Genomic DNA, 23308 nt, shown 5'->3' with positions numbered 1-23308 from the left:
GGGGTACGCGGTGAGAGCACTCCCGTGCTCTCACCGCTTCCTCACGGCATCGTCCAGTCGATGACAGCGCCCGCATAGATCCACTTGGTGGACTCGACGCCGACGACCATCACCCGGTCCCCGCGCCGGATCCGCCCGCTGCGCCACGCGTCGTCGAGGAAGAGCGGCACCGCGGCGCACCCGACCGCCCCCATCACCGGCAGGCTGTCGATCACCTTGCCGTCGAGGGCCTTCCAGGCGCCCTGGTCCAGGCCCTGGTCGGTGAGCGAGTCGCGCATCCAGCCGACGTTGCCCTCCGGGACCAGGCAGAGGTCGACGGTCTCGACGTCCACCTTCGCCGCGGCGAGCGTCGCGCCGATCCCCTCGATCACCATCTGCGGGGTGAAGTCGCCCGCCCCGACCACGTCGACCCGCAGGTCGACCAGGCGTTTGGCCTTCAGCTGCTCGGCGATCGGCGCGTGCGTGCCGCCGCCGACCGCGTGGATGCCCGGTTTGCGGTCCCCGCCGATGCAGGCCGTCGCCCCGGCCGAGACCCCGCCCGGCCCCTCCCCGGCCCGCATCACCAGCGCGCCCGCGCCGTCGCCGAACATGTAGACCGGGATCCGCTCGCGCATCCGGATCTTCGCCGGGTCCTGCCCGAGGAACACCGGGATCAGCACCGGTGAGATCGCCTCACTGCCGATCAGCAGGGCGGTCCGGTACGTCCCGTCGGCGAGGAACCGGCGGGCGATCTCCATGGCCTGGACCACCCCGGCGCCGCCGGACCGCAGCTCCATGGTGGCGCACCGGACCAGGCCCAGCCGCTCCTGCACCAGGTTGACCACCGGCGGCAGCACGTAGTCGGGGGTGCCGGTCGCCAGGATCATCAGGTCGATCTCGGCGGCGTCCACCCCGGCCGACTCCAGCGCCCGCTGCGCCGCCTTGAGCGCCATGTCCGAGTTGTTCTCGGACTGTGCGCCGGTGGCCGGGTCGGCGATCCAGTGCCGGCTCGTGATCGCCAGCCCCTCGAGGACGTCGGCGGGCAGCGGGCCGACCAGGCGTTCGATCTCCGATGTCGGGATCGGATCGCCGGGCTGATAGCCGCCGGTCCCGATGACGTGCACGTTCGTCATGCCGGCACCTCGGCCCGCTCCGGTGTGCCGGCCTCCATCGCGTCCACCGCCATCCGGTGGATCACAAGGTCGACCAGGTTGTCCACGGTGAACAGGCTCATCACCCTGCGGGCCTTCAGGGTGCCGCGCAGCTCGTCCGGGTCGATCTGCGGCATCACCCGCAGCAGCTGGGCCAGGCCCTTCTCGGTGATGATCTCGTCGGCGTCGCCGAACTCCTCGTCCGGGATGCCGCCCTGCACGTACTCGGCGAGCTGGGCCGCCTGGATCTTCACCTTGAGCGCGCGCTCCAGGCGGAACAGGATGTCCAGCAGGTCGATCGACTCGGCGCTGAGATCGTCGAGCAGGGTCGCGTCGGGGGTGACCTCGTCGGGCTCGGCGCCCAGACCGTCCACCACGGCGGTGGTGACGATCTCGGTGATCTCGTGACGGTCCATTGGTCTCTCCTTCTGTTGTCAGGGACGGCCCACGCCGAGGCCTCTGTTGTCAGCGACGGCCCACATCGGGGCCTCTGTTGTCAGCGACGGTCCACGCCGAGGCCTCTGTTGTCAGGGACGGCCCGCACCGAGTACGGCCGCCGCGCCGCCGTCCACGGTGAGCAGCGAGCCCGTCATGTACGACGACTCCGGCCCGGCCAGGAACCGGACCGCGTCCGCGATCTCCTCGGTCGTACCGAGCCGGCGCGCCGGAATCTGCTTTCTGATGCTCTTGCCGCCGTCCCCCTCGACCAGGGCGGACACCAGGTCGGTGGGGACGAACCCGGGCAGTACCGCGTTCACCCGGACACCGAACCGGGCGGCCTCCAGGGCCGCGCAGCGGGTGAAGGCGTTGACCGCGCCCTTGCTGGCGGCGTAGTTCGACTCGCCGATCCAGCCGCGTTCGCCCATCACCGACGAGACGTTCACGATCGCACCGGCGCCCTTCGCCATCAGGTGCGGCAACACCGCCCGGGTGCAGTGGAAGACCCCGCCGAAGTTGACCCGCATCACGTCCAGCCAGGCGTCCATCGCCATGTCGTAGAGCAGCGCGTCCTGGCTGACACCGGCGTTGTTGACCAGGATGTCCAGGCCGCCGAGCTCGCGGATCACCTGCTCGGTCATGGCGCCGACCTCGCCCGCGTCGGCCACGTCCCCGGCCACCGTGATCGCCCGGCCACCGTGCTCCTCGATGTCGCGGACCACGGACTTGGCGGCCCCCTCGGAACTGCGGTAGTTCACCGCCACCGCCACACCGTCGCGGGCCAGCCGGCGGCACACGGCGGCGCCGATGCCGCGGGAACCACCGGTGACCAGCGCCACCTGACCGGAAATGGTCATCCTCGGACCTCCCTGCGCAGCACCAGGCTGATCTCGGTGCTGCCGATCGACGTGCTGTTGACCACCGCGAGACCGGGACGGCCCGGGTGTTGGAGGGCGAGCGCCGTGCACAGGGCGCCGCCGGCCCCGACCGGATCACCGAGGACCCGCCGGGGCGAGAGCAGCTCGGGACCGCCCCCGGGGAACAGGCGCCGCAGCGCCCGGGACTCCGGGCGGGCCAGCGCACCCCGGCCGGTGGTGGCCAGCCACACCGAGCCGACGTCGGACGGCTGCGCACCGGCCTCGGCCAGAGCCGCGCTCATCGCCCGGAAGGTGGCGTCGCCCAGCCGGCTGCCGGGCTCCCGTCCCACCCGTCCGCTGCTGATCCCGCTGCCGGCCAGGGTGCCGAGGATCCGCGCGCCCCGGTGTTCCGCCGACGACCGTCGTTCCAGGACCAGACCCACACCGCCCTCGACCACGGTCAGGTCCAGACCGGAGGAGGCGTACGCGTACCGCACCGACGGCGTGAGCACGTCGGTGGCCACGCACAGCAGCGTCTCGGCGTGGCCCATCCGCAGCAGGTCGGTCGCGTACATGCAGGCGGCCGGCCCGCTGGCGTGCCCGACGGTCAGGGTGGAGGTGGGCCCGTACAGGCCGAGGTGCAGGGCGATCTGCCCGGCGGCCTGGTTGTAGACGGTGTTCGGGAAGACGCCCGGGTCGGCGGCCGCGTGTCCTTCGGTGAGCACCGGCAGGCTGAACCGTTCCATCGCCTCCATCGGCCCGGTGCCGGTCCCGAAGATCACCCCGACCGACTCGGTGCCCGTCGTGAGGCCGGCATCGGCGAGCGCCCGGGCGGCCACCACCACGCTGACCATGCTCAGCCGGTCCATCCGGCGGCGTTCCTTACGGCTCAGGTAGGGGTCGACGTCCAGGTCGAGCATCGGGTCGTCCGGCGTCCGGCCGTCCCGCCAGGCCGCACGGACCTCGTCGGTGCTCTGCCCGGACGGGGTGAGCACGGCGGTGCCGGTGATCACCACCTCGTCGGTCACCGGGACCGGCGGCGCGGCCACCCTCCCCGGCCGGGCCAGCACCAGGGCCGCGTTGGCACCGGCGAACGCGAAGTTGTTCGACACCGCCACGTCCGTGGTCAACGGCAGCGCGCCGTCGAAGACGTAGTTCAGATCGCACTCCGGGTCGCGTTCCCGGAAGTTCGCGGTGGGCGGCGCCACCCGGTCGGCCAGGGCCCGCGCGGTCACGATCGCCTCGACCGCGCCGGCCGCGCCGAGCAGGTGCCCGATCACCGACTTGGTGCTGCTCACCAGCAGACGGTCGGCGGCCTCGCCGTACGCCGCCCGGATCGCCAGGGTCTCCGCCACGTCGTTCTTCGGCGTCCCGGTGCCGTGCCCGTTGACGTAGCCGACCTGCTCCGGCCGCACACCGGACAGTCGCAGCGCGGACTTTATCGCGCGGGCCGCCCCGGAACCGTCCGGACGCGGCGCGGTCGGGTGGAACCCGTCGGCGGACAGCCCGTACCCGAGGATCTCGGCCACCGCGGGCAGTCCCAGCCGGTCCGCGGTCGCGGCGCGCAGCAGCAGCACCATGCCGCTGCCCTCGCCCAGCGAGAGACCCTCCCGGTTGCCGGAGTACGGGGCCGCCGGTGTCGGCGAGAGCGACTCGAGCGCGTTGAACCCGGCGAGCACCACGTCCGGCAGCGCGTCGGCGCCGCCGGCCAGCACCGCGTCGGCCCGGCCCAGCCGCAGCAGGTCGACGCCGAGCCCGATGGCGTTGGCGCCGGACGCGCAGGCGGTGTTGAGGGCGAGTACCGGCCCGGTGATCCCGAACGCGGTGGCCACCCGCTCGGCGATCGGCTGCGGCGTCACCAGCCGGGCCAGTTCCGGATCGCGGTCGCGCAGCCACGCCCGGCCGGAGAGCAGACCGCCGTTGCAGGTGCCGAGGACCAGGCCGATCCGCTCGCTGGCCACCGCACCGGCGGGCAGGGCGGCGAACGCCTCCGCCGTGGCCATCAGCGCGAAGTCGAGGGCCCGCTCGCGGAACCCGGACGGGCGCTGGTACTCCCAGCGGGCCGCGGGGGAACTGTCCGCCTCGCCGCCGATGTAGGAACCGCCGTAGCCCTCCAGCGGCCGGATCCGGACCCGGCCCGCGCGGGCGCCCTCCCAGAGGTCGGCGGCGGCCGGTCCCTGGGCGGTGACCGCCCCGAGTCCGGCGACGGCGACCCGGTCCCAGTTCACGGCGCGCCCACCACCAGCGCGACCTGCTGGCCCTCGAGGCCCCGGGCGATCGCCACCGCATGGCGTACCGGCGTCTGGCGGGCGGTCCGCGGCAGGTCGGTCAACGGGCACTCCGGGTCCTGGCGGCGCAGGTTCGCGGTCGGCGGGATCGCCCCGGTGCCGACGGCCAGCGCGGCCACCCCGGCGTTCAGCGCGCCGGCACCCGCGACGAGATGACCCGTGACCGGTTTGACGCCGCTCACCGGCGGCTGACCGCCGGCGCCGAACACCCCGGCCAGAGCCCTGGCCTCGGAGACGTCACCGAGTCCGGTGGCGCAGGCGTGCGCGGCCACGTACCCGACGTCGGACGGGTCCAGCCGGGCCTCCCGCAGCGCCGCCCGCACCGCGGCCTCCAGCGGGGCGCCGTCCGGGGCCGGGCACAGCAGGCCGGTGCCGTCGAAGGTGCTGCCGAACCCGGTGACCTCCGCGTGCACCCGGGCGCCGCGACGGGTCGCCGACCCGTGTTCCTCCAGCACCAGCCAGGCCGAGCCGTCACCCAGGACCGAACCGGAGCGTTCCGTGTCGTACGGCCGGAAGGCGTCCTCCTCCCGGGAGGTGGAGAGCACGCCCAGACCCTCCATCTTCGACAGGGTCCACCAGGACGCCGCGTCGTCGAAGCCCCCGGCGATCGCCACGTCACTCTCGCCGCGCCGGATCGACCGGAACGCCCGCCCGATCGCGGTCAGCCCGGCGTCCGCGGTGCCGTGGAAGTACGCGTTGGCACCGCGTACCCCGAACAGCTGGGAGATGTGGAACAGCGCGGCCGACTGCAGTCCTTCGACGTAGAACAGCGGATAGAACGCCGAGCGCGCGTTCTCGCCGAGCAGCAGGTGGTCGGCGGTGCCGTCGGCGGTCCGCGCCACCAGGCAGGCCTCCAGGAAGTGGTCCGGGTTCGACACCTCCTTGTTGCCGCCGACGAACACCGCGGCCCGCTCCGGGTCGCAGCTCTCCAGCGCCCCGCCCGCGTCCCGGACCGCCAGCACCGCACCGGCGATGGCGAGCTGGTCGTTGCGGGTGGTCGCCTTGAGCATCCGGCGCGGCGCGTAGTCACCGGCGTGGAAGTCCGGCAGTTCGGCGGCGTACCGGATCTCCAGCGAGGACGCGTCGTACCCCTTGATCGGGCCGATCGCGCTGCGCCCGGCGAGCATCGACGCCCAGCTCTGCTCCCAGCCGGTGCCGGCCGCGGTCAGCAGTCCGACACCGGTGATCACGACGCGTCTCATCGCAGCACCAGGCACGCGTTGGTGCCGCCGAACGCGAACGCGTTGACCAGGGTGGCCCGGACCCGCCGGGCGCGGGCCTCGTTCGGGGTGTAGTCCAGGTCCAGCTCCGGGTCCGGGTGCCGCAGGTTGACGGTGGGTGGCACCAGCTGCTCGCGCAGCGCGCCGATCGCGGCGATCAGGTTCACCCCGCCGGCCGCCGACGTCAGGTGACCGGTCATCGACTTCGGTGAGCTGATCGACAGCTCGTGGGCGTACGCCCCGAACAGCGCCTTGATCGCGGCGGTCTCGCTGGCGTCGTTGCCGGGTGTGCCGGTGCCGTGCGCGGCGATGTAGTCGATGTCCCGCGGGTCCAGCCCCGCGTCGGCGATGGCGTCGCGCATCGCGGTGATCGCGCCACCGCCGTCCGGCGGGGAATCGGTGATCCGGTACGCGTTGAGCGTCGACCCGTACCCCGCGAGCTCTGCTTTGATCTCCGCGCCCCGGGCCAGGGCCGCCTCCCGTTCCTCGAGCACGACGACGGCTGCGCCCTCCCCGAGGACGAACCCGGTGCGGGTGGCGTCGAACGGCCGGCAGGCCGCCTCCGGCTCGTTGTTGTGTTCCGTGGTCAGCGCCCCGAGCAGGGAGAACCCGAGCACGTCCATCCAGGTGGTGAGCGCGTCGAAGCCGCCGGCCAGCATCACGTCGGCGTCGCCCTCCTGGATCCGCCGGTACGCCTCGCCGACCGCGTGGGCGGAGCCCGCACACGCGGTGCTGACGCTGATCATCGGACCGGCGGCCCCGGCCAGCCGGGCGACCCAGGACAGCGCCACGTTCTGGCTGCGCAGCAGCACGTCCCGCGGGCTCTGCCGGGGGATGTCCGCGCCCCGGCTGCGCACCAGCCGGTACGCCATGTCGACGGCCTCCTGCAGCTCCGGACGGCCGACCGTCCCGCCGAGCGCGACCCCGCAGCGGTACGCGTCGCCGTCCATCACCCCGTCGCCGGCGTCCTGGACGGCCTCCTGGGCGGCGGCCACCACGAACGAGGCGGCCCGGGAGAGGTGGCGTCCGGGCACGCCCTCCGGTGCGGCGAAGTCACGGACGTGACCGGCGATGCGTACGTCGAAGGACCGGGCGTCGAAGGAGGTGAGCGGGCCCACCCCGTTGCGGCCGGCGGCCAGCCCGGCCCAGGTGGACGGGGCGTCGTTGCCCAGCGGCGTGACCGCGCCGAGCCCGGTGACCACGACCCGGTTCATGCGGCGCCGACCAGCATCGCCTGGGCGACCGCGTAGTCGCCGGTGTGCGACAGCGTGATCTCGACGCGGCAGCCGCGGGCGTCGGCCAGGGCGCGGACGGCACCGTGCAGGCGTACCGAGGGGCGGCCGAGCGCTGCGTTGACCACTTCCACGTCGGTCCAGCGCATCGCCGGGCCGAGGCCGCTGCCGAGGGCCTTGAGGACGGCCTCCTTGGCGGCGAAGCGGGCGGCCAGATGAGGGTAACGGTCCCGTTTCGCCCCGCAGTAGTCCCGCTCGGCCGGGGTGAAGAGGTCGATGTCGGCGGTCGCGTGCTCGGTCAGGAGACGGCGCAGCCGCGACACCTGGACGATGTCGATTCCCACCACGTTCTTGCCTCGCTCTACGGTTCGATTCGGTGCTGCATGCACTGAACGCTCGACCGCGGGCCGTTGTACGGCGAAGCCGGAAATTTCCACCTCGCATCGCTCACAGCAAAACTTCAGCCCGGTGCAAGCTGGTCATTCAGCTGACAACAATAACTTTCACCGGTATAGCCGACATTTCGCTGATTTCTCTGATACCCGTTTTATCACTCCGTAAATAAGATCAAATCGGGCGAATACTGAGAAGAACGTCACTATCGACCACCGTGAGCTTGGCACCCGGCACATCGACGTGGTTACCGTCGTGGCCGTCCCGCAGTACGGCGGGCACCGAGGGCGGATCGCCGAATCCTGCCGCCGCCCCCGGACGCGACTCGACGGCAGGAGCGGGGGACCCAGGATTCTCGGCGCGTGACGACGCGCCTCGGGGTGAAGCCGCGTGATGCACCGGCCGGGCCACTCTGCCCGAACCCGACAGCTCACCTCGTAGGCGTGGAGGAAACCCATGTCTCGGATCGGTAGTAGACGAACGCGCCTTGCCCTGGTTCTGATCACCGCGGGCGTGACCGGAGCCGGCGTCCTGACCGGCGCAGCCCCCGCGAACGCCGCCACGGTGAACTGGGACAAGATCGCCCAGTGCGAGTCCGGCGGCCGGTGGCACATCAACACCGGCAACGGGTACTACGGTGGCCTGCAGTTCAGCCGCAGCACGTGGAAGTCCAACGGCGGCGGCAAGTACGCCGCCACCGCGAACAAGGCCAGCAAGAGCGAACAGATCGCCATCGCACAGAAGCTGTACAAGAAGCGCGGACTGAGCCCCTGGCCGGTGTGCGGCAAGAAGGCCGGCGTCTACAAGAAGACGACCACGAAGGTCACCGCCCGCAAGACGGCCACCAAGACCACGGTGAAGGCGACCGGGAAGACCTACGTGGTCCGCTCCGGCGACACACTCGCGTCGATCGCCAAGAAATTCAAGGTCAAAGGCGGTTGGCGTACGCTGTACCGCCTCAACGACGACCGTCTGAAGAGCCCGAGTCTGATCTTCACCGGTCAGCGGATCCGGCTCTGACGGTGTTCTGACGTCCGCTTCGTGACGTCGACTTCGTGACGTCGTTCTCTGTGACGTCGGCGGGTGGGGCGCCACTCCCCCGGGTTCCCCGCCCGCCTTCTCTTCTCCTCAGATGATCGCCTCTCCTCAGATGATCGCCCGGATCAGCCGGGACGCGTCCGCACTGGACGGGCGATCACTGACCTGCCCGTCCCCGATCTCCACCAGCCGCCAGCGGCCGTCCGTCCGCCGCACCAGATCCGCGGTCACGAACGGCGACGCCAACTCCCGGATCGCCGCCGCCACCACGGTCAGGTCCACGTCACCCGGCAGCCGGTCGGGCGAATCCGGGTGTGCGCTGACCAGCCGGCACTCCCCGTCCACCCACCAGGTCCGGGCCTCAGCCCCACTGAAATCCTCGAACCGCCGCAACACGAACCCGCCGGTGAACTCGTCGTCGCGCAACTCCCGGAACCGCCGGGCCACCCGCCACGCCGCGTCGACGTCGGTCACGTCCGGGATGAAACACGCCTCGTCCCAATAGTGCTTCATCGACTTCGTCCAGTCCCGCAGCACGGCCGCGCCCTTGCCGAGCCCCGCGCACGCCTCCAGGAACCCGTCCCGCCCGTCCCCCTCGGTCCACACACTCTCCGGCGTGCAGTCCTGCGCCGCCGGATACCACCCCGGCAGCTCGTGCCCCCGCCGGTAATCCTCGGCCCCGGTCCGCAACCGCACCCCACGCCGCTCCAGAGCCGCCGCGAACCCGGCGTAATCCCCACTCCGCAGCATCCATCCGCGATAGACGGCGCCGTCCCCCGCCGGCACCCGCGCGACAGCGGCGTCCGCGGCCTGCGCCGTGCCCCGGGTCAGCGCATCGTGATCGACCACCGCAACCGGTATCCCCGCCGCCCGGGCGGCCGCCGCCTCCCCCGCGAAATGCTCATCAGGCCGTCGGGGACGCAACACGTCGCAGGGAACCAGCAGCATGCCGAGATCATGCCAGGGCCCGCCTTCCGCACCCCCCTGAACCCACCCGGCCGTGCACCCTCCGCCAGCACACCCGCCCTCGACGCGGAGTCACCCCGTACCGCTCCACCGCCGCCCTCACGCGATGGGCGCCTCGGTCTGAGCCCTGCGTCGATCGCCGTGGGCGGCGCCGCCCCTCACGCGATGGGCGCCTCCCTCAGAAGGGATCGCGGGGAGCCCGGCCTCGTACCCTGGACCGCGGCATGCAACGCCAGAGACGGCGTGGCCGGACGATGCCGGCTGACGGCGTGCCGAACCGCGGTGAGCAGTTCAGTACGGGTGAAGGGTTTCTCGAGCAGGTTCGTATCCGGGTCGAGAAAACCCTTGTCCGCAAGGAAGGGGGTGGCATACCCGGACATGAACAACACCTGGGCATGCGGCTGGACGGCACGGATCCGCCCAGCGAGCTCGGATCCGAAGATCCCCGGCATCACCACGTCGGTGAGCAGCAGGTCGACCGACAGATCCGGCTCCGATGCCACGGTGACCGCTTCGGCGGTGCTTTCAGGAGCCACGACACGGTAACCGGCGGCCAGGAGAAGCCGTCGACACACTTGGCGCAGTGCCGGTTCGTCCTCGAGGAGGAGCACCGTCTGACCGGACCCGTGAAGATCGACGGGAGTCTCGTCGGCCGCGAGGGCATACGCGGGACGTTCAGTGACCGGCAGCATGATGTCGATGGTGGTCCCGACGCCCTCATCGGAGGTGATCCCGACGGTGCCGCCCGCAGACGTGACGATGCCGTAGACCATGGCCAAGCCGAGACCGGTGCCGCGCCCCGGCGCCTTGGTGGTGAAGAACGGCTCGAAAACCCGATCGATCACCTCCCGAGGCATTCCTGTGCCGGTGTCGCTGACCCTCAACCGGACGTATTCTCCCGGCGTCGACGAGGGGAAACCGGACACGTACTCCCCGTCGACCACGACATCCGCCGTCTCGATGATCAGACCGCCACCGTCCGGCATCGCATCACGCGCATTGACGGCCAAGTTGACCAGAATCTGTTCCAACTGTCCCGCATCGATGAGGACGGGTTTGCATTCCGCGGAACAGCGCGTGTTCAGGACGATGTGCTCACCGAGGGAACGGAGCAACATCGCCTCGACGTCTCGTACCACCTCGGAGACGTCGACGACGACGGGCCGGGCGACATCCTGCCGGGCGAAGGCCAGAAGCTGCCTGGTCAGGCTCGCACCACGGTGGGCCGCACGTTGAATCTGCGTCCCGTCCCGGTGGAGGTCGTGCAGCCAGGAGACGTCCGCCGGATCGCCCCCGGACGAGGCCAGGCGTTCGGCGGAGATGTCGGTGATGAACTCGGCGAAGTTCATGATGATGGAGAGAAGATTGTTGAAATCGTGCGCGATGCCCCCGGCGAGCTGGCCGAGGGACTCCATCTTCTGAGCCCTCTGCAACTGGTTCTGCAGACGCTCCCCCTCGGCCTCCTCGCGGAGTCGTTCCCTTTCTGATTCCATTCTCAATCGTTCGCTGACGTCGCGGACCGCAGCGGAGACGAGAAGTCCGGAATCCGTACTCAGACCACTGAGACTGATCTCAGCCGGGAAAACGGTGCCATCCTTGCGCCGCGCGAGAAGCGGCTCTCCCCCACCCATGGCACGATGCTCCGGAGCGGTGAAATAGCGCTGTCTGATGGCACGATGCCTCTGCGTCATGTGCTCGGGAAGAAGGATTTCGACGCGCCGTCCCGCCAATTCGCCCCGATCGTATCCGAAGAGGTGGGAGGCCTGCCTGTTGGAGAAGACGATGACTCCCTCCTGGTCGACCCCGAGCATCGCATCAGGAGCGGAGTCGATGAGCTGCTCGAAAAGGGCATCGCCGACCCTGGTAGATCCCCTGTTCGATTTTCGCCGCCGTGAACCGGACAATTCGATCCCCCTGACCGGTCGCGCCGACCGCACTTCCCGGCGATTCCACATCAAGCTGAATGCAATACTGTGAGGATTTCCGCCAGGCGGCCCCGCAGAGGCTGGCAGTGGAGAAAATCTACCCTACGGAATCTCCCGCGTCCGCGATTCCAGAAAAGCATATCCTCAGACAGATCGGCGCCGCGGAACACCGGAAGACTGTGCCCTGTATCGAACGTGCCTCCCCCAGCGGGCCGCCAGGCGGCGACCGTGCAATGCGGCTTAGAAGTTGATCAAGCCGTGACCAGCAACTATGCGATCCCCTTCGCCGTAGCGATTCGTCGGCTGTTGGCGGTGACCGGTGACGGTGACGGTCGCATCAGCGCGGCTCAGCCGTTTGTCGCAGCGTGGGGCCACGTCCAAGGTCAACTTAGGCTGGGCGGCATCGCGCGACTGCCGACCGTCGCCCACGGTCGTTTCCGACTCGCGGACGGACCGTGCTCGCGGCCACCGTCGCCGCCGCACACCAGAACGGGTGGCCAGCGCCCGGCCCGGACAACCAGCCGATGCCACCTGGGGAGCGGCGGAGCGGGCACGATCAGGCGACGGCGTGCTCTCACATCGAAGCGGAGACCCGGACCTTGACGAGGCCGCATCGTCGCATCCCATCGACGGCGGACGGGGCGCGCGCAGCGTACCCCCTAATGTGACGACATGCTGGAGCCGCCGCAGGACGTCGATGACGCCGCAGTGCTCGCGGCCCTGGCCGCCGGATGGGGTGTGCACGCCGGGCGGGCGGACTATCTGCCGGTGGGTGCGGGCAGCCACCATTGGACCGCCGATGGACTGTTTCTGAAGGTCGACCGGGAGTCGGCGGCGGTGCGCCGGTCGCTGGAGACGGCGCGGGCGTTGCGGCTCGACTTCGTGCTGGCGCCGTTGCCCACACGGGACGGCGGCATCCTGCAGCCGGTGGCCCCCGGGTGGATCATGGCAGCGTTTCCGCTGGTGGACGGGGTTGCTGGAGAGTTCGGTCCGCATCCGCCGGAGGACCGTCCCGAGATCGCCGCGATGCTCACCGAACTGCACCGGTCCACGCCGAGGGTCGCGCACCTGGCGCCGTGCATCGACCTGCGCCTACCCGGACGCAACGATCTCCTGACCGCGCTGGCCGAATCGGATCGTCCGTGGACGTCCGGTCCGCAGGCCGAACCCGCCCGTGCCCTGCTGCGCCGTCACGCCGACCGTCTCCACGGCTGGCTGGCCGATTTCGATCGGCTCACGGCGACGCTTCCGCCACCGGACGCGTGGGTGGTGACGCACGGCGAGCCACATCCCGGCAACGTGCTGCGCACCGCGGACGGCCTCACACTGATCGACTGGACGACGGTCGGGATCGCCCCACCGGATCGGGATCTGTGGATGCTCACCGACGCGTTCGCCGACCTCGCGACGCCGGTCCGTGAACCGTCCCCGGTCGCGTTCTACCAGCTCGGATGGATCCTCGCAGACGTCGCCGCGTTCACCGCCGACCTGCGCCGCCCGCACGGTGACGGCCCCGACGAGGCCGCGGCCCTGCGATACCTCGGCGGCTATCTGGAAGGCTGATCGTGGAAGGTCGCCGTCCCCCGACCGGCGCCCAGATCGAGCACCAGCCGATCCCAGCCCGCCGGATCCAGCACGGTCGTGCCGTGGAACTGCGCCCCGGCGAAATGCGCCACACCGCCCGCGCAGCCGGTCAGGTCGACATCGATCAGGGTGGCCCCGGACAGCCGCAGGTGCAGCCCCTCCCACCGGCCGGGCCGCAGCCGCGCCGCGATCACCCGCTGGGCCCTCCGGCGGGCCTCGATCTGCCGGTCCTGCTCAGCGGTCCGCCGCGCGGTCAGATCAAACCGCAGCGGGGTACGCAGGAAAGCACTCACCGCGTCGACCACCGCCTGGCGCCGGCCCGGGTCCGCATCCCCGATCTCGGCCAGCGCCTCCGGGTCCGCGCGCAGCTCCCACTCCGGTCCCGCAACGATCACGCCGTCGCGCACCTCCCAGCCCCACGGCAGGGTCACGTCGTCAGCGGCTGTCCGCGCCCCCTGCAGCTCGACCTGTGGTGAATCCAGATGGGTCATCCCACCGAACCGGACGTCCCGGAAGTCCGCGGCCGCTGCGAACCGGGCCTTGCCGAACCAGGCCGTCCCCGCGAACACGGCTTCCCGGAACGACACCGGCGCCCCGAAACGCACACCGTCGCCGCCCTCGAGATATCCCTGGTACTCACCCATCACCACGGCCACCGGCCACCGCGGGTCGGCCTCGTTGAGCTCGTCCCAGGGCTGCGGCCGGATGTCGTCGACCGTGTCCCAGGCCTCGTCGTCCTCCCAGAGCTCCTCTTCGCCCCGCCCGAACCAGGCCATGTCCCGGAATTCGGCCCCGGCGAACGAGGTCTCACCATGGAACCGGGCCCGCCCGAACACCGCGAGAGTGTCGAACCGGGCCCGCTCGAAATGCGTCTCCCCGTCGAACACGGCCCGCGCGAAGATCGCCTCCCCGTCGAACACCGCCCCGGCGAACGAGGTCCGCCCTTCGAACCGGGCGTCGGCGAAGTTCACCGCCCCGAACCGCCCACCGGCGAAGTCCACGTCACGCAGCGTCGCACCGGAAAGATCCAGCTCGACACCTTTGAGAGCGGTCAGCGCCCGCACCGCGGCCCGCTTACGCGCACCGTCACCGCCCTGGTCCCGCAGCACGGCGACATACTCCGCCGCCCGCTGGTGATCACCCGAACTCACACACTCACAGTAATCGACGATCAGCCACCGTCCGATGTGACCCGTTGCACTCACGGCCGGGGCGGCGCTCCATCTCCGCCTCCGGCGCCGCGCGCAGGGTGGCGACCGTCTCGTATTCCAGAGCCTGCCTGCGGATCAGAACTGGCCGGGTGTCTCCAGCCGCCGGTAGAAGGTCATCCGCGGCGGCTCGGTCGCGCCGGCCGCCTCGACGAGGCGGTGGGTGTCCGGCTGGGTGGCGAAGAACTGATGAAAACCCGCCTCGTCCGGCCATTCATCGATCACGATGACCTCGCCGTTCCCGGCGGCGAACATGTGCCGGGTGCAGCCGAGCGCCTTGCCCGCCTCGGCGATACCGTCCATCAGCTCCGGTTCGGCGGCGGCGAACCGTTCGAGGGCGGCGGGATCGCCGTCCAGGCGCAGAACCATGATGACCGACATGTGACCTCCGGGGGCCGGACGAATGGACTCCGGTCAGGATGATCGGCGGCCCACGCCGGGGCGGTGTGTCCGGCCGGCGTTCACCAGCCCGGGTGACGGGCCGGTGTGATGGACGAGGGGTGTGACAACTTCAGCGGGCGACAGCCTGCCGCACGCTGAGGACCCGGGCGAACACGAAGGTGAGCACACCGGCCACCACGACGGTGAGCAGGCCGACCCGGAGGCTGGTCAGGTCGGCGACGAAGCCGACGAGCGGCGGTGAGACCAGGAAGCCGACCCGCAGCAGCCAGCTCACGATGGTCAGGCCGGTGCCGTGCGGCAGCCCGGGGAGTTCGTCGGCGGCGTGCATGGCGGCCGGCACCAGCGTGGCGAACCCCAGGCCGGCCAGGGCGAACCCGATCAGCGCGGTGGCCACCGTCGGGAACGCCAGGGCCCCGCCCATGCCGAGGGCGGCCAGCGCGGCGCCGACGCGGGCGACCGTCCGCTGTCCGAAACGGTCCACCACGCGGTCGCCGGCGAGACGTCCGGCGGTCATCGCCGCCTGGAAGACCACGACGGCCAGTCCCGCGGTGGCGGCGGCCGCGTTCAGATAGTCGCTGAGGTACAGCGCGCCCCACGACGCTCCCGCGTCCTCAACCAGCGCACCGCACGCGGCCAGCACACTCAGCGCGGCCAAGATGCGAACGACCGTGCCGCTGTACCGACGCCAACCACCCGCAGAAGACGAAGAGGACGTAGAGGATCCCGACGAGACCGGAGAGGAGTCACGGTCCGCGTCGTCGGGGCCGCTGAGCAGGAAACGGTAAGCAACCAGCGCGACCAGACTGAACGTCACCGCTGAAATGGCCAGGTGCACGGAGAGCGACAGATGAAGCCCGGCTGCGGCCGAACCCATCAGCCCGCCGATGACAGCGCCGATGCTCCACACGCCGTGCAGCGAGTTGAGGATCGATCGCCCGTACGAACGCTGCACCCGCAGCCCGTGCGCGTTCTGCGCGACGTCCACGACCGAGTCCAGGGAGCCGACCAGGAACAGCACCCCGGCGAACGCGATCCAGTTCGGCGCGGCCGGGATCGCCAGCGTGATCAGGGTGGTCAGCACGATGCCGAAGGCGCCGACCCGCGCCGAGTGATAGCGCCGGATCACCACCGCGGCGAACAATCCTGAGATCAAAGCCCCGACGGGGTACGCCGCGAGCGCCGTCCCGAGGACCGCGTTGCCGACCCCCAGCGACTCTTTGATCTCCGGGTACCGCGGGACGATGTTGAAGAAGACTGCGCCGTTGGTGAGGAACAGTGCGGCCACGGCGGCACGGGCCTGCCGGAGCTGCCGGGTGGGGGCGGCCGCGAGGGAGGCGGTCAAGGGGATCTCCAGGTGGGGACGATCAAAATAACGGGTCAGCGCAGGTAACGCTCGATGGCGTGGCGGATCTGGTCGGGGGTCATCGGGTCGGTGGACAGGACGCTGTGCAGGACGAGGCCTTCGATCAGCGCGTCCACCTCGCGGGCGGTGGCCGGGTCGAAGTGACGTTCCAGGGCGTCGCGGCTGCGCTGCATCCAGGCCTGGGTGACCGCCTTCAACGCCGGGTTGCGGGCGGCCGCCACGTACAGCTCGACGGCGAGGATCAGGTCGCCGGGTGAGCCGATCAGGTCGTCGCGGACCAGGCCGATCACCGCCTCGACCGCGCCCGCCCGGTCGGTGGCCGCGCCCAGCCGCTGGTCGAAAACGGTCGCGGCCTGCTCGGCGTGCCGGGTGAAGGCTTCGGCGAGCACCTGATCCAGCGAGTCGAAGTGGTACGTCATCGACCCGAGCGGCACGTCGGCGACCCGGGCGATCTCCCGGTGGGTGGTGCCGGCGACGCCCTTGTCGGCGATCACGGTGAGCGCGGCGTCGATCAGCCGGTCGCGGCGTCCCGGGTCGTGCCGCCGGGCGCGACGGGACGGCTCGGCGGTCACGGGTCGTACCGCCCGGTGCGAAGAAACGGTTCGGCGGTCACTCCTCGTCGATGGTGCGGACGATCCGGGCCGGGTTGCCGACCGCCACCACGTTGGCCGGCAGGTCCTTGGTGACCACGGCGCCCGCGCCGACCACGGTGTTGTCGCCGATGGTGACGCCGGGCAGCACGATCGCGCCGGATCCGAGCCACACGTTGTCACCGATCGTGATCGGCTTGGCGGCCTCCCACTTGTCGCGGCGCGGTCCCGGCGCGATCGGGTGGGTCGGGGTGAGCAGCTGCACGTTGGTGCCGATCTGCACGTCCGCGCCGATGGTGATCGCGGCGACGTCCAGCGCGACCAGGCCGAAGTTCGCGAACGTCCGTGCGCCGACCCGGATGTGTGTGCCGTAGTCGACCCGCAGCGGCGGCCGGATCTCCACACCTTCGCCGACCGCGCCGAGCAGGTCGCTCAGCAGCCGACGGCGTTCGTCGCTGTTGCGGATGGGGGTGGCGTTGTATTCGTCCATCAGGTCGAACGCGCGCAGCGCCGCCTCGCCGAGCTCCGGGTCGTCGGCGATGTAGAGGTCACCGGCGAGCATCCGCTCCCGCATGGTGCGGCTGTCAGACTCCGTCATGTGTACGAGCGTACACATGAGCGGTCCGGCGCGGCGCGCTGATTCACCGGATGACCGCGGCCACGTGACGCTTCCGCGGGACGTGCGACCGGGGCCTGACCGCGGCCGCTCGGGGTCTCCGGGGGCGACGGGACGGGCGGATGGCCGTACCTCCGGAACGGGTGACAAAATCCCGCACATGGCACTGTTCACGCTCGCGGAAGCCCGCGCGGAGCTTGATCGGCTCCAGCCGATCCTGCGGGAGATCGTCGCGCGGCGCGCGGACATGGTCGAGTTGACCGCGGCGCTCGCGGTCGGCGGCGCACCCAGCCTGCTCGGCGGCCTACCGGAACGCAAGGCGGCCGAGGCGCGGCTCAACGAGCTGATGACCGAGGTGCAGGAGACCGGTGCCGAGCTGAAGGGCATCGCGCCGCTGCTCGTCGACTTCGCCGGTGAGCTGGACGGCGTGCCGGTGCTGTGGTGCTGGCTGGAGGGTGAGACCGGCATCGACTGGTACCACCGCACCGACCTGGGCTTCGCCGGCCGCCGCCCGCTGTGATCCCCGAACATCCCGCTCGCCTACATCATGGCTGCAGGGCTCACCACGGAGAGGCAGACCCGTCATGCCGAGCGAGGGCTTGATGCTGGATTTCTGGGCGGTCATCGGTGACGGTTCGCTGAGCGACGCAGCTGCGGTGTCCCAGCGCCTCGGCGAGATCGGCAAGCGGCTGGACGGCGCGTCGCCGATGGCGATCGTGCGGTTCGACGGGCAACTTCGGGAATACCTGTTCCAGCTGGACCGGCGACCGTTCGCCGAGATCCAGGTCAGCGTGCCGGGCGTCGGCATGTTGCCGCAGACCGAGGACCATTTTCTGTACGCGAGATGCGCCTGCGTACTGGCAGGTCTCCGGGAGTACCACTCCGTGCTGCAGGGCCGGACCGGATTCGAGACCTAAGTCCGGCCTGAGCTGGCCGGGGAAGGACTGCTCTATCTCGCGGCCGTGGCATACGAGGCGCGAACCGGACGAGCATTCGTGCAGCAGAACGAGTTTCCGCTTGAGCGGATGTCGAACGCCGCAGGATGGGATGTCGACGAGGGCTGACGGGCGAAGGCAGCGACCACGATCCGGCGGGTCACGCAGTGGCGACGACCGGCAGGCTCATCAGCCCGGCACGGGTCGTTCGAAAACCGCAGCGGTCGATATAGAAGTGCCGCAGCGGGGCCTCGAAGTCGACGTGCAGCCATGAGCAACCCGCGGCGCGCGCCTCGTCAGCCGCGGCCTGGACAAGACGGGTGCCGACAGCGTGGTGCCGGCGGTCCGGGGCGACCGCGGTGTCGAGCAGGAACGCGTGTTTACCGCCGTCCCAGCAGACCTGGACGAATCCGATCAACTCGCCGTCGTCGAAGGCACCCACCCATGTGAGCGCGTGCCTCTCCAAGCGTTGAGCCCACGGCTGGACCTCGTCCGGAGCATCGCCGAACGCCCGGGCATGCAGCGCGCTGAGCTGCCGGTCGTCGACGGGGAAACGGGGCACCAGCCGAACGCCGGGATCGTAGCCCACGGGATTCGCTCCTCGGTTGATTGGCGGGATCTGTTCGAGCGGGAGAACAGCGGCGCGCACGATGGGAACGGCGCCTCGGGCGAGCGGCGGTGAGGGTGGCGTGCTGGGACAGGGTGCTGCCGTGCAGGCGCCGGAGTGGACCGTCACTCGATGGTTCAACAGTGCGCCGCTGACCCTGCACGGCCTGCGCGGACGGGTGATTCTGCTCGAGGTGTTCCAGATGCTGTGCCCGGGATGTCTTCAGCACAGCCTGCCCCAGGCCGTCCGGCTGGACCGGGCCCTCCGCGGGGACCGGGTCGTAACGGTGGGGCTGCATTCCGTCTTCGAGAATCACACGGAGATGACGCCCGCGCATCTGGGCGGGTTCCTGGCGCAGAGCCGGATCACGTTTCCGGTGGCCGTCGACGCGCACCGGTGGGACGGGGAGATCGAGTCGCCGGTGACGTTCGACCGGTACCGGATGAAGGGCACGCCGACGACCGTTCTGATCGATCAGGACGGGATGATCCGGTTCCACGAGTTCGGGCGGTTCGACGACGGCACCGTCACCGGTCTGATCAGGCGGCTGCTACCACCGTCGCCGCGTGGATGACGCCGTCACCGTGGCGGCGGGACCGGTCCGGAGGAACGGGACGAGTCCGGCTGCCGCCTCACCGCCGCCGACACCCCGGACCGGGCGTCGTCATTGCAGCAGACCCTGCCATGGGTACGCTCGAAGCACCTGATGACTGACGAGGACGGCACGGTTGGACCTGACAGAGGCTCGAGAACTCGCCACCTCCCTCATGGTTCAGCATCGCCTCCGCGGCTGGCGTCTGGTGTTCGACAACGCGAAGAGCCGCGCCGGGGTGTGTCGGTCGGACCGCAAGGAGATCGGGCTGTCCCGCCCGCTGATCGGCCTGTACTCGCCGGACCAGGTCCGCGAGACGATCCTGCACGAGATCGCGCACGCGCTCGCGGGCCCGCGGCACGGTCACGACGCGGTGTGGCGGGCCACCGCCCAGCGGATCGGGGCGTCCGGCGCGCGTTGCGTGCCGGAGGACGCACCTCGGGTCGACGGCAGCTGGGTCGGCGTCTGCCCGGCCGGGCACCGCACCACCGCGCATCGCCGTCCGATGCGGGTCAAGTCGTGCCGCAGGTGTTCGCCGCGGTTCGACCTGGCCGCCCTGATCGAGTGGACCCATCACGGCCGTCCGGCGCCGATGCACCCGGACTACGAGGCCGAGCTGGCCCGGCTGCACACCCGGGTGGAGGCGGCGCCGGTTCCGCTCGAGGTCGGCGATCGGGTACGCCTCACCGGCAGCGGACGGTACGGCGGATTGAGCGGGACGATCGTGAAACGGGGCCGCAGCCGCTATCAGGTGCGGACCGCGGCGGGGGTGCTGAACGCGCCGTTCACCGCTGTCGAGCACATTTAAGGGTCTGTTGAGATTCCTTTACGGCTCCGTTCGTCTTTGTTTTCGGAATGCGCGGACGACCGTTTATGGTCGGGTGGTTCCACCCGCTATGCAGGAATGAGCAGCACCATGAAACGTCGGAAACCTCTCATCGGCGCGGTTGTCGGGACGGTCACCGCCGGTCTCGCCGCGTTCGGCCTGTCGCATGCGGCGACCAGTTCCGCCGCGACCGGTTGCGGCACGCTTTTCGACGATTTCGACTACGCCTCGACCAGCGACGCCAAGCTGAAGAGCCGGGGCTGGTCGCTGCGTAGCTCCACCGGAGCGCCCGGGGTGTCCGGCGCCGCGTGGAAACCCGGCAACGTCGCCTTCCCGACCGTCGACGGGCAGAAGGTCGCTCAGCTCACCGCGTCGACCGACGGCACCGCGGCCGGCACGAGCCATGCCGAGATGGTGCTGGGTGGGCTGCGGTTCATGGAGGGCACCTACCTGGCGCGGATCCGGTTCGCCGACACCCCGGTCAGTGGCCCGGACGGGGACGTCCTGAACCAGACGTTCTTCGCGATCTCGCCGCTGGCCCGGGACAACGACCCGGATTACAGCGAGCTGGACTTCTCCGAATATCTGCCGAACGGTGGCTGGGGCACCAGCGGTGCGACGAACTTCGAGACCAGTTACCACACCTATCAGGTCGATCCGTGGAAGTCCGACGCCCAGTCGGATCAGCAGACGAAGAGCCTCGACGGCTGGCACGACGTGATGGCGACCGTCGGCAACGGAACGGTCACCTATTATATCGACGGTGAAGTCGTCGCCACGCACGGCGGAAGGTTCTATCCGCGACAGCGGATGTCGATCAATTTCAACCAGTGGTTCATCGATCTCACCGGGCACCGGGCCGGCAGTGGGACGAGCACCTATCGCGAGCTGGTCGACTACGTCTATCACGCGGAGAGGCGGGTGCTGACCCCGGCGCAGGCGACCTCGGCGGTGACCGCGCTGCGCAACGGCGGCACCAGGCACACCGACACCGTGGTCGCCGCCGACTGCGACGTGAAGGCGCCGGTGACCGCCACGCCGACGCCCGGCAAGACCACCGTCAAGGCCACGCCCAGCCCCGGCAAGACCACGCCGAGCCCCGGCAAGACCACCGTCACGACCACCGCGGCTCCGGCCGGCGGGCTCAAGTCGGCGTCCAGCGCCAAGTGCATCGACGTTCCCGGCGGCAAGGCCGTCGACGGCAGCCTGCTGAAGACCTGGACGTGCAACGGTTCGGCCGCGCAGCGCTGGGTGCCGAAGTCCGACGGCACGCTGCGCGCTCTCGGCCTGTGCATGGACCCGGCCGGCGGCGCCCTGACCGACGGCACCCGGATCCAGCTCGCCACCTGCAGCCGGAACCCGGTGCAACGCTTCACCCTGAAGAGTTCCGGCGCTCTGGTGAACGTCTCCTCCGGCAAGTGCGTAGACATCGCCGACAGGGGCGCCGCACTTCAGCTCAAGGCCTGTTCGGCGGCGAAGACCCAGAAGTGGGTCAAGGGCTGATCAGGACAACAGTTCCAGATCTTCCAAAAGATTCGGGTGTACGGGCTTCCAGCCGAGTGCGTCGCGGGTGTGGGCGCTGGATGCGGGCTGGTCGGTCGCGAAGATCGCGCCGAGCGGCCCGTACGTCTCCACCGGCACGGACTGGACCGGTAGGCCCAGCCGGCGGCCGATGACCTCGGCGATGGCACGTACCGTGTCGCCCTCGTCGGCGACGGCGTGCCACGCGGTGCCGGGTGCGGCGGACTCCAGGGCCAGCCGGAACAGGACGGCGGCGTCGCGGGCGTGGACGGCCGGCCAGCGCTGGGTGCCGTCACCGGGATATCCGGAGACCCCGGACCGGCGGGCGATGTGGGTCAGCATTCCGGCGAAGCCGCCGTCGCCGTGGTGGTGGACGGTCCGTGGCAGGCGGACCGCGGCGCTGCGGACCCCGCGGCCGGCCAGGGCGAGGGCCCCGGCGACGGCGATGCCCCGGCCGCCTACCGGGCCGTCGGTGGGTTGCGGGTCGAATTCGAGGGCGAGGCGGCCGGGGACGGCCGGGGTGCCGGCGACCACCACGAACGGCCGGTCGCTGCCGGTCAGGGTCTCGCCGATCGCGGCGATGGCGGCGCTCTCCTCGGCGACCGTACGAGCAAGGGCCTCGGCACTGCTGAAGTCGTTGCCGAAGGCCAGGTGGACGACGCCGTCGGCGCGGCCGGCGCCGTCGCGCAGGACGTCGAGGTCGGCGAGTCCGCCGCGGAGCGCCGTGGCGCCGGCCGTGACGAGTGCCTGCGCGGAGGTGTCGGAGCGGGCCAGGCCGAGGACGGTGTGGCCGTTGCCGAGCAGTTCGGCGACGACGGCGGATCCGACCAGGCCGGTGCCGCCGGTGACGAAGACGTGCATGGGAACTCCCGACAAGTGATGGGACTCTTGTCCCATCACCGTACCACCGTGACGGGACAAAGGTCCCGTCACTAGGATGGGCGGATGGCACGGTGGGAACCCGGAGCACGGGAACGACTCGTTCTGGCCGCCGTCGACCTCTTCACCGAGCAGGGCTACGACACGACCACCGTCGCCCAGATCACCGAACGGGCCGGCGTCACCAAGAGCACCTTCTTCCGGCACTTCACCGACAAACGTGAGGTCCTGGTCGCCGGTCAGGACGCCCTGAGCCGGCTGCTCACCGAGGGGATCACCGAGGCGCCCGCGGAGGCCGGCCCACTGGAGGCGGTCGCGGCCGGGCTGGACCGCGCGTCGACCGCGATGGGCCCACTGAGCCGCGAGATCGCCCCCCGGCTGAAGGCCGCCGTCGCCGCCAGCGCCGAGCTGCGCGAACGCGACGCCCTCAAGAGCATCGGTCTCGCGGCCGCGATGACGTCCGCCCTGGTGGCACGCGGTGTGCCGGAGGTGACCGCGTCGGTGGCGAGCGAGCTGGGCGTCCTCGCGTTCAAGCGGGGCTACGCCGCGTGGTCGGAGAACCCCGGCGACCAGAGCACCGACCTGGCCCGGCACACCCGCGCGGCGCTCGCCGACCTACGGGCGGCCACCGCGGCACTGGGCTGACAGAAGGTCGGGCCACACAGGCCGGGGCACCGGGGCACCGGGGCCGACAGGAC

At 70.7% G+C, this 23308-nt stretch carries 24 protein-coding genes and 1 riboswitch; of the genes, 8 read left to right on the top strand and 16 right to left on the bottom strand.

Annotation, left to right across the window (positions count from 1 at the left end; genetic code table 11):
• Positions 1 to 41: 41 nt before the first annotated feature.
• The 7 genes from WH85_RS06350 to acpS form a co-directional block, all read right to left on the bottom strand.
• Positions 42 to 1112 (bottom strand): 3-oxoacyl-ACP synthase III family protein, encoded by a 1071-nt coding sequence (locus WH85_RS06350; protein ID WP_052720195.1) that lies wholly within the window; start codon positions 1110 to 1112, stop codon positions 42 to 44.
• The gene (locus WH85_RS06345) at positions 1109 to 1546 is read right to left on the bottom strand and encodes an acyl carrier protein (protein WP_045740748.1); all 438 of its coding nucleotides are present in this window, start codon (positions 1544 to 1546) and stop codon (positions 1109 to 1111) included. Before WH85_RS06345 ends, WH85_RS06350 begins: the two co-directional genes overlap by 4 nt.
• Positions 1547 to 1657: 111 nt before the next feature.
• Complete coding sequence (locus WH85_RS06340; RefSeq protein WP_045740747.1) at positions 1658 to 2425, bottom strand: SDR family NAD(P)-dependent oxidoreductase; 768 nt, start codon at positions 2423 to 2425, stop codon at positions 1658 to 1660.
• Complete coding sequence (locus WH85_RS06335) at positions 2422 to 4653, bottom strand: beta-ketoacyl-[acyl-carrier-protein] synthase family protein (protein WP_045740746.1); 2232 nt, start codon at positions 4651 to 4653, stop codon at positions 2422 to 2424. Before WH85_RS06335 ends, WH85_RS06340 begins: the two co-directional genes overlap by 4 nt.
• Positions 4650 to 5915, bottom strand: coding sequence for a beta-ketoacyl-[acyl-carrier-protein] synthase family protein (locus WH85_RS06330; protein WP_045740745.1), 1266 nt, complete (start codon positions 5913 to 5915; stop codon positions 4650 to 4652). Before WH85_RS06330 ends, WH85_RS06335 begins: the two co-directional genes overlap by 4 nt.
• Complete coding sequence (locus WH85_RS06325) at positions 5912 to 7147, bottom strand: beta-ketoacyl-[acyl-carrier-protein] synthase family protein (protein WP_045740744.1); 1236 nt, start codon at positions 7145 to 7147, stop codon at positions 5912 to 5914. Before WH85_RS06325 ends, WH85_RS06330 begins: the two co-directional genes overlap by 4 nt.
• On the bottom strand, positions 7144 to 7512 hold the full coding sequence (gene acpS / locus WH85_RS06320) for a holo-ACP synthase (RefSeq protein ID WP_045740743.1): 369 nt from the start codon (positions 7510 to 7512) through the stop codon (positions 7144 to 7146). The genes WH85_RS06325 and acpS overlap by 4 nt, the downstream gene beginning before the upstream one ends.
• A gap of 329 nt (positions 7513 to 7841) precedes the next feature.
• Positions 7842 to 8016, top strand: a riboswitch (cyclic di-AMP (ydaO/yuaA leader).
• A gap of 55 nt (positions 8017 to 8071) precedes the next feature.
• Between acpS and WH85_RS06315 the strand changes: the two genes are divergently transcribed.
• On the top strand, positions 8072 to 8578 hold the full coding sequence (locus WH85_RS06315) for a LysM peptidoglycan-binding domain-containing protein (protein WP_052720194.1): 507 nt from the start codon (positions 8072 to 8074) through the stop codon (positions 8576 to 8578).
• Positions 8579 to 8704: 126 nt separating this feature from the next.
• Here WH85_RS06315 and WH85_RS06310 read toward each other — a convergent pair whose 3' ends face one another.
• A complete protein-coding gene (locus WH85_RS06310) occupies positions 8705 to 9544 on the bottom strand; it encodes an ATP-grasp domain-containing protein (protein WP_045740742.1) in 840 nt (279 codons plus the stop codon).
• A 176-nt stretch (positions 9545 to 9720) separates the two neighbouring features.
• Positions 9721 to 11517, bottom strand: coding sequence for a PAS domain S-box protein (locus tag WH85_RS06305; protein WP_083448827.1), 1797 nt, complete (start codon positions 11515 to 11517; stop codon positions 9721 to 9723).
• A gap of 642 nt (positions 11518 to 12159) precedes the next feature.
• On the opposite strand from WH85_RS06305, the gene WH85_RS06300 reads away from it, so the two are divergent.
• Positions 12160 to 13050: an aminoglycoside phosphotransferase family protein gene (locus WH85_RS06300; RefSeq protein WP_052720192.1), complete on the top strand. Its 891-nt coding sequence runs from the start codon at positions 12160 to 12162 to the stop codon at positions 13048 to 13050.
• Here the strand turns inward: WH85_RS06300 and WH85_RS06295 are convergent.
• From WH85_RS06295 to WH85_RS06275, 5 genes are all read right to left on the bottom strand, one after another.
• The gene (locus tag WH85_RS06295) at positions 13035 to 14222 is read right to left on the bottom strand and encodes a pentapeptide repeat-containing protein (protein WP_045740741.1); all 1188 of its coding nucleotides are present in this window, start codon (positions 14220 to 14222) and stop codon (positions 13035 to 13037) included. The genes WH85_RS06300 and WH85_RS06295 overlap by 16 nt on opposite strands.
• Before the next feature lie 135 nt (positions 14223 to 14357).
• Positions 14358 to 14660, bottom strand: coding sequence for a hypothetical protein (locus tag WH85_RS06290; RefSeq protein ID WP_045740740.1), 303 nt, complete (start codon positions 14658 to 14660; stop codon positions 14358 to 14360).
• Between the two features lie 130 nt (positions 14661 to 14790).
• Positions 14791 to 16023 (bottom strand): MFS transporter, encoded by a 1233-nt coding sequence (locus WH85_RS06285; protein ID WP_045740739.1) that lies wholly within the window; start codon positions 16021 to 16023, stop codon positions 14791 to 14793.
• Between the two features lie 35 nt (positions 16024 to 16058).
• Complete coding sequence (locus WH85_RS06280) at positions 16059 to 16616, bottom strand: TetR/AcrR family transcriptional regulator (protein ID WP_045740738.1); 558 nt, start codon at positions 16614 to 16616, stop codon at positions 16059 to 16061.
• A gap of 37 nt (positions 16617 to 16653) precedes the next feature.
• Positions 16654 to 17232, bottom strand: coding sequence for a sugar O-acetyltransferase (locus tag WH85_RS06275; protein ID WP_045740737.1), 579 nt, complete (start codon positions 17230 to 17232; stop codon positions 16654 to 16656).
• A gap of 178 nt (positions 17233 to 17410) precedes the next feature.
• Here WH85_RS06275 and WH85_RS06270 point away from each other — a divergent pair, with 178 nt between their 5' ends.
• Both WH85_RS06270 and WH85_RS06265 read left to right on the top strand, forming a co-directional pair.
• A complete protein-coding gene (locus WH85_RS06270) occupies positions 17411 to 17770 on the top strand; it encodes a DUF2203 domain-containing protein (protein WP_045740736.1) in 360 nt (119 codons plus the stop codon).
• Between the two features lie 82 nt (positions 17771 to 17852).
• Positions 17853 to 18167, top strand: coding sequence for a DUF4240 domain-containing protein (locus WH85_RS06265; protein WP_169792417.1), 315 nt, complete (start codon positions 17853 to 17855; stop codon positions 18165 to 18167).
• Positions 18168 to 18345: 178 nt separating this feature from the next.
• Here the strand turns inward: WH85_RS06265 and WH85_RS06260 are convergent, their stop codons facing one another.
• Entirely contained in the window at positions 18346 to 18834 is a 489-nt protein-coding gene (locus WH85_RS06260) for a GNAT family N-acetyltransferase (protein WP_245673844.1), read from the bottom strand.
• A 1-nt stretch (position 18835) separates the two neighbouring features.
• Here WH85_RS06260 and WH85_RS06255 point away from each other — a divergent pair, with 1 nt between their 5' ends.
• The 3 genes from WH85_RS06255 to WH85_RS52170 all read left to right on the top strand — a co-directional run bounded on the left by WH85_RS06255 (position 18836) and on the right by WH85_RS52170 (position 21713).
• On the top strand, positions 18836 to 19366 hold the full coding sequence (locus WH85_RS06255) for a TlpA family protein disulfide reductase (RefSeq protein ID WP_211275295.1): 531 nt from the start codon (positions 18836 to 18838) through the stop codon (positions 19364 to 19366).
• A gap of 193 nt (positions 19367 to 19559) precedes the next feature.
• Positions 19560 to 20192 (top strand): SprT-like domain-containing protein, encoded by a 633-nt coding sequence (locus WH85_RS06250; RefSeq protein ID WP_245673843.1) that lies wholly within the window; start codon positions 19560 to 19562, stop codon positions 20190 to 20192.
• A 108-nt stretch (positions 20193 to 20300) separates the two neighbouring features.
• Positions 20301 to 21713: a ricin-type beta-trefoil lectin domain protein gene (locus tag WH85_RS52170; protein WP_157410808.1), complete on the top strand. Its 1413-nt coding sequence runs from the start codon at positions 20301 to 20303 to the stop codon at positions 21711 to 21713.
• On the opposite strand, the gene WH85_RS06240 is transcribed toward WH85_RS52170, so the two are convergent.
• Positions 21714 to 22592 (bottom strand): SDR family oxidoreductase, encoded by an 879-nt coding sequence (locus tag WH85_RS06240; protein ID WP_045740732.1) that lies wholly within the window; start codon positions 22590 to 22592, stop codon positions 21714 to 21716. It lies immediately after the preceding gene.
• A gap of 84 nt (positions 22593 to 22676) precedes the next feature.
• Between WH85_RS06240 and WH85_RS06235 the strand changes: the two genes are divergently transcribed.
• A complete protein-coding gene (locus WH85_RS06235; protein ID WP_045740731.1) occupies positions 22677 to 23255 on the top strand; it encodes a TetR/AcrR family transcriptional regulator in 579 nt (192 codons plus the stop codon).
• Positions 23256 to 23308 lie beyond the last annotated feature (53 nt).

The sequence above is a fragment of the Actinoplanes rectilineatus genome (assembly GCF_000962825.1).
Taxonomy (GTDB): domain Bacteria; phylum Actinomycetota; class Actinomycetes; order Mycobacteriales; family Micromonosporaceae; genus Actinoplanes; species Actinoplanes rectilineatus.
The sequence above is the reverse complement of the archived record's forward strand: the minus strand, read 5'-3'. Positions and strand labels throughout refer to the sequence as shown.